11 protein-coding genes are annotated in these 12,757 nt (G+C 74.4%); 6 read left to right on the forward strand and 5 right to left on the reverse strand.

What is annotated here, in order from left to right:
- Positions 1-24 precede the first annotated feature (24 nt).
- Positions 25-690: a TetR family transcriptional regulator gene (locus ACI1MP_RS31820; protein WP_404870119.1), complete on the forward strand. Its 666-nt coding sequence runs from the start codon at positions 25-27 to the stop codon at positions 688-690.
- A 209-nt stretch (positions 691-899) separates the two neighbouring features.
- A complete protein-coding gene (locus tag ACI1MP_RS31825; protein WP_404870120.1) occupies positions 900-1,460 on the forward strand; it encodes a hypothetical protein in 561 nt (186 codons plus the stop codon).
- Positions 1,461-1,479: 19 nt separating this feature from the next.
- Here ACI1MP_RS31825 and ACI1MP_RS31830 read toward each other — a convergent pair whose 3' ends face one another.
- The 3 genes from ACI1MP_RS31830 to ACI1MP_RS31840 form a co-directional block, all read right to left on the reverse strand.
- Positions 1,480-3,285 (reverse strand): AAA family ATPase, encoded by a 1,806-nt coding sequence (locus ACI1MP_RS31830; protein WP_404870860.1) that lies wholly within the window; start codon positions 3,283-3,285, stop codon positions 1,480-1,482.
- Positions 3,286-3,601: 316 nt separating this feature from the next.
- Complete coding sequence (locus ACI1MP_RS31835; RefSeq protein WP_404870121.1) at positions 3,602-4,225, reverse strand: uridine kinase; 624 nt, start codon at positions 4,223-4,225, stop codon at positions 3,602-3,604.
- Between the two features lie 77 nt (positions 4,226-4,302).
- Positions 4,303-4,704, reverse strand: a complete 402-nt coding sequence (locus tag ACI1MP_RS31840; protein ID WP_380333592.1) for a hypothetical protein — start codon at positions 4,702-4,704, stop codon at positions 4,303-4,305.
- Positions 4,705-4,912: 208 nt separating this feature from the next.
- Between ACI1MP_RS31840 and ACI1MP_RS31845 the strand changes: the two genes are divergently transcribed.
- The 4 genes from ACI1MP_RS31845 (at position 4,913) to fxsA (ending at position 10,396) form a co-directional block, all read left to right on the forward strand.
- Positions 4,913-5,353, forward strand: a complete 441-nt coding sequence (locus tag ACI1MP_RS31845) for an Lrp/AsnC family transcriptional regulator (RefSeq protein WP_035859581.1) — start codon at positions 4,913-4,915, stop codon at positions 5,351-5,353.
- Positions 5,354-5,395: 42 nt separating this feature from the next.
- Positions 5,396-7,024, forward strand: coding sequence for an amidohydrolase (locus tag ACI1MP_RS31850; protein ID WP_404870122.1), 1,629 nt, complete (start codon positions 5,396-5,398; stop codon positions 7,022-7,024).
- An 81-nt stretch (positions 7,025-7,105) separates the two neighbouring features.
- Positions 7,106-8,680, forward strand: a complete 1,575-nt coding sequence (gene lnt / locus ACI1MP_RS31855) for an apolipoprotein N-acyltransferase (RefSeq protein WP_380333590.1) — start codon at positions 7,106-7,108, stop codon at positions 8,678-8,680.
- A 1,146-nt stretch (positions 8,681-9,826) separates the two neighbouring features.
- Positions 9,827-10,396, forward strand: a complete 570-nt coding sequence (gene fxsA / locus ACI1MP_RS31860) for an FxsA family membrane protein (RefSeq protein WP_043909382.1) — start codon at positions 9,827-9,829, stop codon at positions 10,394-10,396.
- Positions 10,397-10,500: 104 nt separating this feature from the next.
- Here the strand turns inward: fxsA and ACI1MP_RS31865 are convergent, their stop codons facing one another.
- Both ACI1MP_RS31865 and ACI1MP_RS31870 read right to left on the reverse strand, forming a co-directional pair.
- A complete protein-coding gene (locus tag ACI1MP_RS31865) occupies positions 10,501-10,875 on the reverse strand; it encodes an RNA polymerase-binding protein RbpA (RefSeq protein ID WP_043908226.1) in 375 nt (124 codons plus the stop codon).
- A gap of 268 nt (positions 10,876-11,143) precedes the next feature.
- The gene (locus ACI1MP_RS31870; RefSeq protein WP_404870123.1) at positions 11,144-12,745 is read right to left on the reverse strand and encodes a hypothetical protein; all 1,602 of its coding nucleotides are present in this window, start codon (positions 12,743-12,745) and stop codon (positions 11,144-11,146) included.
- Between the last annotated feature and the right edge of the window lie 12 nt (positions 12,746-12,757).

Consider the following 12,757-nt stretch of genomic DNA (forward strand, 5'->3'; position numbering starts at 1 on the left):
GTTAGCGGCTCCTAGAATGGCCCCATGACTCAGCCAGCCTTCCGACGGGCGCGCAGCGCCGAGGCCAAGCAGGCGCGCGAAGGGGCGATCCTGGACGCGGCCCGCGCGCTCGGCGAAGGGCGCGGCATCCGCGACGTCACCCTCACGGACATCGCCGCCGAAGTGGGCATGCACAAGTCGGCGCTGCTCCGGTACTTCGAGACCAGGGAGCAGATCTTCCTCGAACTCACCGCCCAGGGCTGGCGCGAGTGGTCCGGCGCGCTGCGCGCCGATCTCGCGGCCCGCGCGCACGCCACCCCCGCCGAGATCGCCGAGGTGCTCGCCGCCACCCTGTCGGCCCGCCCGATGTTCTGCGACCTGCTCGCCCAGGCCCCGCTCAACCTGGAGCGCAACGTCTCACTGGACGCCGTGCGCGCCTTCAAGCTCGTCACGCTGGACGAAGTCGACCTGATCGGCGCGGAGTTGAACCGCCTCCTCGGCCTGACGGAACAGCAGGTGCTCGACCTCGCCGCCACCGCCACCGGCATGGCCGGCGCCCTCTGGCAGATGGCCACCCCCGGCCCCCGCCTGCAGGCCCTCTACGCCTCCGACCCCCGCCTCGGCCACGCGATCGTCGAGGTCGAACCGCGGCTGCGACGCGTCCTCACCGCTTTCCTGACCGGAGTGCGGGAGACCGCCCCGGCGCCCTGAGCCCACGCCTGGCGGCTGCCGTCCAGCGGGTGCATCCTCCTCCCGGCGGACGCCGCGCCCGCGGTGCCGTCCGCCGGAAGGAGACGGCCCTCGTGCGCCGTGCCGACAGCGGCTCCTGCCCCGGGCCGATGGCGCGCGGCAGCGCGGGCGGAAGGATTGCGGATGTCGGACGAGGTGCCCGACTCCCTTTTCAGTATGGAGGATTGACGATGCGCAAGTCCGCTTCCACCGCCCTGGCCGCCGCCGCCACGGCAACGCTGATCGCCGGGACCGTCGGCGCCGCCGGCCCCGCCGCAGCGGCCCAGGACTCCGGTCGGCACCTGAGCGTGCACAGCTGGACGCTGTTCAACCAGAGCGGCCCCGGCCCCAACCCGGGCCAGCGGTTCACCGCCCGGGTGGAGGCCCGCACCGAGCACGGCCGAACCAGCGGACACGTCATCGCCGAGCACGTCTTCGACGGTGAGGGCACCGCCCGGGTCGAGTTCGACGTCGACTGCCTGGTCGTCGACGGCGGCGTCGTGACCGTCACCGGGCCGGTGACGAGCGCCTCCGCCACCCCCGCCGACGGCAGCGCGCCGACCACCGGACCGGCCGGCTGGCACCCCGAGACCGGATTCAGCTTCTACCCGGCCGACGCCGAGGGCCACCTCCGAGCGGGCTGGGCCGGCGCCGACCTGCTGCACCCCGAGAACCCGCCGCGCGCCACCAGGTGCACCCCGACCCCGGCCAACATCTGGGTGATCGGCGGCCGCACCGTCGTCCACCGCTGACGGGCGCGACCCCGCTCCGTCACTGCCGGCCGTCGATCAGCTCGCCGTACGCCTGGAGGAGGTCGGGCAGGCGCAGGGTCGACAGGTCCTCGCGGGACGGGATGCCGCGTTGGCCGGAGAGCCGCAAGTCCCGGTAGGCGCAGGACTTTTCGTAGAGGGTGCGGATGAAGCGGCCGTTGCCGAGCTGGTCGATCCAGCCCTCGGTGACCACGTGGGCGCAGATCGAGGCCAGCTCCTCGGCCGCGTCGACGTCCCAGTCGTCGCCGTCGGCGCCGGCCAACTGGGCGCCGATCTCGGCGAGTTCGGCCGGGCGGTAGGAGGGGAAGTCGACCCGGGTGGTGAACCGCGAGTTCAGGCCCGGGTTGGTCGCCAGCAGCCGGTTCATGCCCTCCGGGTAGCCGGCCAGGATCACCACCAGCCGGTCCCGGTTGTCCTCGGCGCGCTTCAGCAGCACCTGCAGGGCCTCGTCGCCGAACGCGTCACCCTTGCTGTAGCCGGAGTTGGCCAGCGAGTAGGCCTCGTCGATGAACAGCACGCCGTCCAGCGCCGAGTCGATCAGCTCGTTCGCCTTCACCGCCGTCTGCCCGAGGAACTCGCCCACCAGGTCGGCTCGTTGCGCCTCCACCAGGTGGTCGCCGGAGAGCAGCCCGAGGGCGTGGAAGACCCGGCCGAGGATCCGCGCCACCGTGGTCTTGCCGGTGCCCGAGGGCCCGGAGAACACGAAGTGCCGTTTCGGCGGCTGCACCGGCAGCCCCCGGTCCGCGCGCAGCCGAGCCATTCGCAACTGCGCCGACAGCGCCCGTACTTGACGCTTCACCGGGTCGAGGCCGACCATCGCCTCCAGCTCCGCCAGCGCCTGGTCCAGCTCCAGCCGGGCCGCCGGACCGGGGTTCGGACCGGCCGGCGGAATCGCCGCCGCCGCAGGCCAGTTGCCCAGCCGCAGGGGTAACGGCGAAGCGGCGGACGCCCGTTCGGCCAGCTGCCCGCCGCGCGGCTCCCCGGCCGGCGGCTGGGCCCGCTCCGGCTCGACGTCCCCCAAGGTCTCGACCGCGGTCTCCACCACCGCGCCCCGGTACTCGCCGTACGACTCGCCCGACAGCGCCGCGCCGTCCAGCAGCCCGTCCTCGGCGGAGATCGCCGCCAGCCGCTGCTCGGTGTCCATGAACGCCGGATCGGCCCGGTGCACCGCCCGGTACAGCGGCAGCGCCGCCGCGCTGCGCCCCGCGCCCTCGTACGCCCGGCCCAGCCAGTAGCGCAACTCCTTGCGCTGCGGCTGCTCGGAGCGGCAGCGGGCCAGCGAGGCCGCCAGCGGGCGCTGCGCCTGCGCACACATGTCGAGCCGGACCCGGGCCATTCCCGCGAACAGGCCGGCCTCGATGCCCAGCACCGGATCGTCGAGCAGCCGGTCGGTGTCCCGGATCAGCTGCTCCCAGTCCTTCAGCAGGTAGGAGCGACAGGCGTGCAGGAACCGCACCGCGGGCTCCTGCTCCGGCGTCGGACAGGACGCCAACGCCTGGTCCAGCTCGGTGAGATGACGCCCGTCCAGCCAGTGCGAGGCGTGCGCCAGGGCGAGGTCCTGCGCGCTCTCCAGCACCGGCTGCACCCACCAGCCCAGCCAGTACCAGGAACTGAGCGGGCGCCGGTGCCGCTCGCGCTGCTCGCCGAACCGCTCCCGGTGCCGGTGCATCGCCAGCAGCGCGCCGGCGGTGTCGCTGCGCAGCGCGTGCAGGCCCAGCCAGGCGTCCGCCATGCCCGGGTCGACCCGGACCGCGGCCTTGAACTCCTCCTCCGCGCGGGCGTAGGAACCGGCCGTGTAGGCGTCCATGGCACGCGACCACGAGCGGTCGGCCTCCGGATCCGGCCCCGCCGCGGCGGGCCCCTTGCCGCCGGAACTCTCCACCGTCACTGACGCCCCCCGCCAGACCTCGGGCCGCTTCAAACGGGCCTGCGTGGGCATGGTACCGGCGCGGAGCTGATCCGTAAGGGTGGCGCGCGGGTCAAATGGCGCGAGACGATCGGGTGTTGGGGGCGCGAACACCACACCGGGCGCAAGGGAACGGCGTCTCCGGCTCACGGGGGAACAAGCCGGAGACGCCGTGTCTGTGGTTGCGGATTCAACTGATTTCCGCGACAGGCTGAACTTAGATCCTGGCGACGTCGCAGGTCAAGAGTGGTTCAAACGGTTCACTCAGGGTGTCCCCGACGATCCGCCTGGTGATCCCGTCGACCCGCAGCGAGGCGAACGGACGGCTCGGATCGGCGGCGAAGTGCGCCCGTTCCGCGACCGCCCAACCCGCCCAGAACTCGGCCAGTTCCGGACCGTCCCGCAGCTCGCCGCGGGCCCGCGCCGCCGCCGCGTCCAGCTCCATCCACAGCAGCGCCGCCAGCGCCGGGCGCACCGCCCGCCGGCCCGCGCCCACTCCCTCCAGCAGCACCACGGGGGCCGGCGGCACCGTCACCACGTCGTCGAACTCCCGGGCCGTCCAGTCGTACACGCCGTGCCGGGCCGACTCGCCCCGTCCCAGCGGCTCCAGCACCTGGGCGCGCAGCCGGTCCACCCAGCCGAACGGTTCCCGATGGGTCGCCAGATCGTCCAGGTGCACCACCGGTGCGCCGCCCAGCGCCACCGCCAGCCGGCCGGCGAAGGTGGTCTTGCCGGAACCGGCGTGCCCGTCCACCGCGACCAGTCGCACCGGGCCCAGCGACGGCGGCAGCGCGAGCAGGCCCGCGGCCAGCGCGGACAGGTCGGGGAAGGCATCGGTCATCCGGCCAGCCTACGTGGCCGGGCGGGGGGCTCCCGGAGGGCACCGGAGCCGCGGCGCCCTCGACGGGAACGGGCGGGTCAGGCCGCCCGGCGGTCGCGCTGCGCGGGCACCAGGGCGCGCACCGCGCGGTGGGCGCCCGCGTGCGAGAACGGCTGGGTGCGCCAGTCCAGCGCCGTGGGCAGCGCCACCAGGTTCTCGACGGCGCCCTGCTCGGGCTGCTCCACGCTCTCCGGCAGGTCGGCCGTCGGCGTGCCGGTGCCCCGGCAGATCGCCGATTGGAAGGGGTTCCACGCGGAGGGCAGCACCGCGTGCTGCGGCAGGCTCTCCTCGTCCCCGATCAGGGCGATCGGGCGGTCGCAGGCCGGGCAGTGCACCCGGACGATGTCCCAGTTGTCGGCCGCGCCCGGGTCCGTCCCGAAGGGCGGCTCGGACGCGACGGGTTCGTCCTCGACGTCGGGACGCTGGTCGGTGGAAGGCATCTGATCCCCCTCGGATCGGGCCGGAATCACTCGTTGACCGGGCCACCAGCAGCACTTCCCGCTGACGACGCGTCATAACCCTGCGCTCCGGCGCACGGTGATGCACCAAGTGTGTTCCTCGCCACATTCCGTTGGCATGTGCCCCCCGAATGCGCCCCCAGCGAGCTGTCTGCACAGCCCGGCCGTCCATCGAGTAGGTTGACGCCTTGTGGAGGAACTCGACCAGCGCATCGTCCAGCTGCTGCTGCAGGACGGACGGATGAGCTACACCGACCTGGGCAAGGCCACCGGCCTGTCCACCTCGGCCGTGCACCAGCGGGTGCGCCGCCTCGAACAGCGCGGCGTCATCCGCGGCTACACCGCCATCGTCGACCCCGAGGCGGTCGATCTGGCGCTCACCGCGTTCATCTCCGTCAAGCCGTTCGACCCCAGCGCCCCCGACGACACCCCCGAACGCCTGGTCGCCCTCCCCGAGATCGAGGCCTGCCACAGCGTCGCCGGCGACGAGAACTACATCCTCAAGGTCCGCGTCCCCGGCCCCGGCGACCTGGAGGACCTGCTCGCCCGGATCCGCTCCGCCGCCGGCGTGTCCACCCGCACCACCGTCGTCCTCTCCACCCCGTACGAGGCCCGCCCCCCGAAGCTCTGACCCCCCGACTGTGCGATCGGCCAGGGTGCGAGACTGGTCGCCATGACCGAACGCACCGACCGGACCGTCCTGCTGCGCGGCGGCAACGTCTACAGCCCCGCCGACCCCTTCGCCACCGCCATGCTGGTCGAGGGCGAACACATCGCCTGGGTCGGCAGCGACGGAGCCGCCGAGGCGTACGCCGACGTCGCCGACGAGATCGTCGACCTGCAGGGCGCCCTGGTCACCCCCGCGTTCGTCGACGCCCACGTGCACGCCACCTCCACCGGCCTCGCCCTGACCGGCCTCGACCTCACCGCCGGCGCCTCGCTCGCCGAAGCGCTCGCCGCGATCGCCGAGTTCACCGCGGGCGGCGCCGACGGCGTCCTGCTCGGCCACGGCTGGGACGAGACCCGCTGGCCCGAGCACCGCGCCCCCTCGCTCGCCGAACTCGACGCCGCCGCCGGCGGGGCCGCGCTCTACCTGTCCCGCACCGACGTCCACTCCGGCCTCGCCACCAGCGCCCTGCGCGCCCTCGTCCCGGCGCTGGCCGACTGCGCCGGGTACTCCGTCGACGGCCCGCTCACCCAGGACGCCCACCACGCCGTCCGCCGCGCCGCGCTCGCCCACCTCACGCCCGCCCAGCGCCGCGACGCCCAGCTCGCCACGCTGCGCCGCGCCGCCGAACTCGGCATCGGCGCGCTGCACGAGTGCGCCGGCCCCGACATCTCCTCCGCCGAGGACCTCGCCGCGCTGCTCGCCCTCGCCGCCGAGACCCCCGGCCCCGAGGTGTTCGGCTACTGGGGCGAGCTCGGCGCCGCGGGCGTCGAGACCGCCAAGCGGCTCGGCGCGGTCGGCGCCGGCGGCGACCTGTTCGTCGACGGCGCGCTCGGCTCGCACACCGCCTGCCTGCACGAGGACTACGCCGACACCGACCACACCGGCGTCGCCTACCTGACGGCCGGGCAGATCGCCGAGCACGTCGCCGCCTGCACCGAGGCCGGCCTGCAGGCCGGGTTCCACGCCATCGGCGACGCCGCGATCACCGCCGTCGTCGAAGGCGTCCGCGCCGCCGGCGACAAGCTCGGCGCCGAACGCGTCAAGGCGATGCGCCACCGCGTCGAGCACGCCGAGGCGCTCACCCCGGAGACCCTCGCCGCGTTCGCCGAACTCGGCCTGACCGCCTCCGTCCAGCCCGCCTTCGACGCCGCCTGGGGCGGCCCCGACGGCATGTACGCCGAACGCCTCGGCGCCGACCGCGCCGCGCGGCTCAACCCGTTCGCCGCGATGCTGCGGGCCGGCATCCCGCTGGCCTTCGGCTCCGACGCGCCCGTCACCCCGCTCGACCCGTGGGGCACCGTCCGCGCCGCCGCGTTCCACCGCACCCCCGAGCACCGGATCTCGGTGCGCGCCGCGTTCACCGCCCATACCCGGGGCGGCCACCGCGCCCTCGGCCACGACGCGGACGGCGTCCTGGTGCCCGGCGCGATCGCCTCCTACGCGATCTGGGCCACCACCGACCTGGTCGTCCAGGCCCCCGACAACCGCATCGCCGGCTGGTCCACCGACCCCCGCTCCGGCACCCCCGGCCTCCCCGACCTCACCCCCGGCGAGCCCCTTCCCACCTGCCTGCGCACCGTCGTCCGGGGCCGGACGGTCCACACCCACCAGGGCCAGCAGACCGTCTCTTAGGGTGAGGTACCTTTCGGGGGACGTCGTACGAAGTAGAGAGATGGTGCGCAGGTGGCACTGCCCGTTTCGCAGGAGCACCCCGTGACCGAGGGGCAGGCGGACAGCGCGCCGCAGCGCCCCGGCCGCGGGGGATGGTGGGCCCGGACGGGGCTGGCCGCGGTGTGCGGGACGGCGATGGCGTTCGCCTTCCCGCCGTACGACGTGTGGCCGCTGTCGATCCTCGGGGTGGCGGCGCTGACGCTGCTGACCCGGGGGCGGCGGGCCCGGCACGGGGCCTGGCTGGGCTTCGTGTTCGGAGTGCCGTTCTTCGTGGTGCTGCTGTCCTGGCTGCGGGTGGTGGGCTGGGACGGCGTGATCGGCCTGTCGGCGATCGAAGCGCTGTTCCTCGCGCTGATGGGCGCGGGCCTGGCGCTGACCTCGAAGCTGCGCGGCTGGCCGCTGTGGGCCGCGATGCTCTGGGTGACCCAGGAGTGGGCCCGTGACCGGCTTCCGTTCGGCGGCTTCCCCTGGGGCCGCCTGGCGTTCGCCAACACCGCCAGCCCGTTCACGCCGCTCGCCGCGCTCGGCGGCGCCCCGCTGGTGACTTTCGCGGTGGCCGGCTGCGGCACGCTGCTCGCCTGGGCGGCGCTGTGCGTGCTGCGGGCCCGCCGGGCCGGCACCGCCGTGCTGCCGTGGCGCACCGTCGCGGGCGGCCTGGCGGCCGTCGCGCTGGTGCTGATCGGCTATGTCGTGCCGGTGCCGACCGCGGCCGCCGACACCGTGAAGGTCGCGATCGTCCAGGGCAACGTGGACCGGCCCGGCATGGACTTCCTGGGCCGGCCGATGCTGGTGCTCAACAACCACGCCAAGACCACCGAGCAGCTCGCCGCGGACGTCGCCGCCGGCCGGGTGCCCAAGCCCGACGTGGTGATCTGGCCGGAGAACGCCTCCGACCTCGACCCGTTCACCGACCCGGCGGCCTACGCCCGGATCGACGAGGCCGTGAAGACCATCGGCGTCCCCACCCTGGTCGGCGCCCTGGTCGACGGACCGGACCAGCAGCACGTGCGCAACGAGGGCATCGTGTGGGACCCGACGACCGGCCCGGGGGAGTCCTACACCAAGCAGCACCCGGTGCCGTTCGGCGAGTACGTGCCGTTCCGCGCCGAACTGTCCAAGGTGATCACCCGCCTGCAGCGGGTCGCCCGCGACTTCTACCCCGGCACCGGCAGCGGCGTCATGCACCTCGGCCCGGCCCGGATCGGCGACGTGATCTGCTTCGAGGTGGCGTACGACGAGATCGTCCGCGACACCGTCAACCAGGGCGGCCGGGTGCTGGTCGTCCAGACCAACAACGCCACCTACAACCGGACCGGCCAGACCGAGCAGCAGCTGGCGATGTCCCGACTGCGCGCCGTCGAGCACGGCCGGGCCGTGCTGATCGCGGCCACCAGCGGCGTCAGCGCCGTGATCACCCCGGACGGCGAGGTCCAGCAGCGCACCGCGGAGCTCGACCAGGAGGTCCTCAACGCCGTGGTCCCGCTGCGCGACGGCCAGACCATCGCCGACAAGGTCGGCGCCGGCCCCGAATGGATCCTCGCCCTCGGCGGCCTGCTGGCCTGCGCCTTCGCCGCCGCGACGGGCCTGCAGCGCCGCCGGGCGGCCAAGCAGGCCTGAGCGGGCGGCGGGGCACGGAGTGCCGCCGGGCGAGGGCGGGAGGTTTGCGCTCAGTGGCCCGTCGGCCTTCGGCTTCGCGGCCCCGGGGCGCCACGCGGGTCCGATGTCGGGCAGTGGGGCTGTGGGCAACGGAGCGTGGGGCCGGAGCGGGTCCCTGCCGCTGCCCGGCCTGCCGCCTTGCAGCGGGCGGGAAGCATCCCTGAGGCAGGTCCGACACCGAGTAGCCGAGCAGGCCCGGGCGGGCGGCGGGACGCGTCAGGGCCTGGGCGGTGGAGCAGGAGCGTCGCCCGGGCGAGGGCGGGAGGTTTGCGCTCGGTGGCCTGTTGGCCTTCGCGACGGGCCTGCAGCGCCGCCGGGCGGCCAAGCAGGCCTGAGCGGGCGGCGGGGCACGGAGTGCCGCCGGGCGAGGGCGGGAGGTTTGCGCTCAGTGGCCCGTCGGCCTTCGGCTTCGCGGCCCCGGGGCGCCACGCGGGTCCGATGTCGGGCAGTGGGGCTGTGGGCAACGGAGCGTGGGGCCGGAGCGGGTCCCTGCCGCTGCCCGGCCTGCCGCCTTGCAGCGGGCGGGAAGCATCCCTGAGGCAGGTCCGACACCGAGTAGCCGAGCAGGCCCGGGCGGGCGGCGGGACGCGTCAGGGCCTGGGCGGTGGAGCAGGAGCGTCGCCCGGGCGAGGGCGGGAGGTTTGCGCTCGGTGGCCTGTTGGCCTTCGCGACGGGCCTGCTGCGTCGCCGGGCGGCCAAGCAGGCCTGAGCGGTCGACAGGTCGCGTCACAGTTCGGGCGGCGGGGCGCGGAGCGTCGCCGGGCGAGGGCGGGAGGTTCGTGCTCGGCGGCCCGTCGGCCTTCGGCTTCGCGGCCCCGGGGCGCCACGCGGGTCCGATGTCGGGCAGTGGGGCTGTGGGCAACGGAGCGTGGGGCCGGAGCGGGTCCCTGCCGCTGCCCGGCCTGCCGCCTTGCAGCGGGCGGGAAGCATCCCTGAGGCAGGTCCGACACCGAGTAGCCGAGCAGGCCCGAGCGGGCGGCGGGGCGGGCGACGGGCCCGCACGGCGGAACACGCGGGCCCGGTGGGCCGTTGTGCAGGGTGGTGCCGTGAATGCGGCCGGAGTCGCCGGTCGTCGCTGAGAGCACCGCGATGGAGTGGATCCGTACCGTGTCCCAGCAAGCAACCCCGGCCCGTCCGACCCGGCGTGGGCGCCTTGCCCGGATCGTGCCGCTGTTGATCGCCGTCTGGCTGGTGCTGGAGATCTGGCTGGTCACCGTGGTGGCCGGCTGGGTGGGCTGGTTCCTGACGTTGGTGCTGTTGCTGGCCGGGGTGTTCCTGGGCGGCACGGTGATCAAGCGCGCCGGGGCGCGGGCGTTCCGCGCGGCCGTCGAGCTGTCCAAGGACCCGCAGTCCGCGCAGCCGCAGACCGGCACCTCGATGACGGTGCTGGCCGGTGTGCTGCTGATCCTGCCGGGCTTCCTGTCGGACCTGCTGGCCGCCACCCTGCTGCTCCCGCCGACCCGCGCCGTGTGGCGCGCCGTCGCCCGCCGGCTCACCGGCAGCGTGCTGCGCTCCACCGCCCCGGTCGGTGCGGACCGGTTCGCGGACGCGATGCGCCTGCAGGAGCAGCTGCGCATCCACCGCCCGGACGGCAAGATCGTCCAGGGCGAGGTCGTCGACCCGCCGGCCGGCCCGAAGGGGCCGGACACCGAGTACCGGCCGCCGATCGCCCCGTGATCCGCTCCTGATCCCGGCAGCAGGCAACAGCAGGCAACAGCAGGCAACGCCGAAGGGCCCCGGAACTTCCGGGGCCCTTCGGCAGTGGTGCGGGTTTCGGTCCGTCAGGCGGACTTGCGGGAATCCCGCGGGTGGACCGCCAGGTTCATCCCGCCGGAGCGGAGGACGGCCAGGCGCTCGGCCAGGACCTCCTCGAGCTCTTCGCGGGTCCGGCGCTCCATCAGCATGTCCCAGTGGGTACGTGTGGGCTTGGTCTTCTTCTCCTCCGGCTCGTCGCCGTCGAGGAGTGCGGCCTCCTGGCCACAGAAACGGCACTCCCACACCACGGGGATCTCCGCCTCGACCGAGAACGGAACCTCGAATCGGTGCCCGTTCTGACATGCGTATTCGACGGTCTGGCGCGGTGCCAGATCAATGCCGCGGTCGGTCTCGTAGCTGGTCGCCCCGAGTCGCGTGCCGCGGAGAGCTCGCTCGCTCATGAATCGTGCCTCCCGGGCTTCTTGCCCACAGGACTAGTGGTCGCTGTCTTCGTCGATGGGTCCAACGCCCGACCTCCGACGAAGATTCCCGTCCGGGACATACGTCGCCTGTCGTGCCGCCCCTGTTTGTACCCATGGTCGCCCGATTTGTCACATCTGAGCGGTGATATCACCCGGCGTGTCACATTTTGTGCACTTCTGGTCGGCGCGCGCAGAGCGTTCGAAGAGATGGTCGAGGGAACGTCGAGGAAAGGCCGAGGGCGGGTCGTCAGGCCATCCCGGGCTGCGCGGGGGCGTGGTCCTTGGTCAGCCGGACCTCGGCCCGCTCCGGCTCGGTCCCGGCGGCCTGCGCCCCCGTGACCTCCGCTCCGGCGGACGGGGACTCCTCGGTGCGGGTGTCACGGTGCGGCAGCAGCGCGACCACCGCCTCGCGCAGCGCCTGCGGGGCCTCCTCGTCGAGCGGGTCCACCGTGACCGGGACCTGCACCCGGACGGGGGCCGCGGTGCCGATCCGGGCGTAGCCGCGGCCGGGCGGGGTGTGCGCGGCGGGCGCGATGTCCAGCGGGACGCCCAGCCCGGCGGAGCCGGACTCGGAGGTGATCGGACCGAGCACCACCCGGGCCCGGGTGCAGGCGTGCACGGTGGCGGCGATCCGGTGGCGGGCCTCCAGGTCGTCGACGAACACCACCGTGACGCGCGCCGACCGGCCGTGCCGCAGCGGCACCTCCAGCAGCTCCTGCGGGTCGGTGCGGCCCTCGGCGTGGGCGAGCTCGGACAGCTCGGTGAGGTGGTCCAGCAGGATCCACAGCGGCCGGGTGACGTCGGCCGGCGCGGCCACCCCGTGGTGGCGGGCCGCGTTCAGCGCGATCAGCCGGCGCTCGGTCTCCTTCGCCACCCAGTCCAGCGCGGCCAGCGCCCCGTGCAGGCTGGTCTCCACGGTGTACACGCCGGGACGGTTCACCAGGCAGGCGTGCTCGCCGGTGCTCGCCCCGTCGACCACCACCAGGTCGCCGTGCGGCAGCGCCTGCAGGGCGATCGAGCGCAGCAGCGTCGAGGTGCCGTACCCGGCGGTGCCGAGGGCCAGCAGGTGCGGTTCGGCGGAGCGCGGGCCGACCCGCCACACCACCGGCGGCTGCTGCTCGGTGGCCCCGCCCTGCTCGACCGGAATGGTGCGGTTGCTGCCCGCGCCGTCGGTGAAGCCGAGCACGATCTCGCCCGGCGCGGTGACGAACCGCTGCGCCACGATGTCGGCGGGCAGCGGGGCGAGCGCGCTCACCCGCAGCCGGTTGATCTCCTCGTCCCAGTCGAAGCGGTACTCCCGGGAGCGGCCGGCCTTGCCCTGCACGACCTGCTCGATCCGGGCCCGGGCGGCGGGCTCGGTGTCGGTGAAGTACGCCGGGTAGGAGATCTCCAGCGCGGTGAGGCGGCCGTCCGGGTCGAACTCCCAGCCGGAGAACGCCGCCCGCCACTCGCCGTCCAGCCGGTACAGCGCGAACGGCTCGTCGATCCCGCCGAGGTACGGGGTGAGCGCCGCGTACAGCGCGGTCAGCTTGGTGTCGGCGAGGTCCGCCTCCGGTTCGGGTTCGGACTTGGGGCCGCGGCCGGCCCAGGCGGCCGAGGCGACCAGGGCGACGAGCGCCATCAGCGGGCCGTGCGGCAGCAGGAAGACGCCGATCGTGACGGCCGCGCCGACCAGCAGCGTCGGGCCGCGGCGCTCCTTCGGGGTGGCCGCCCAGCGGGCCTTGGTCCAGTCGGCGTGGCGGCGCAGGCCGCGGCCGATCACGGTCAGCGGTGCGAACACGTCGGCGGCGTGGTCGCCGGCGGTGCGGGCGAGGTCGCGGCCCCGGTGGAAGTGGCGGGTGAAGGACATGCGGGCTCCGGT

The organism is Kitasatospora griseola, assembly GCF_044999035.1.
Classification (GTDB): Bacteria; Actinomycetota; Actinomycetes; order Streptomycetales; family Streptomycetaceae; genus Kitasatospora; species Kitasatospora griseola.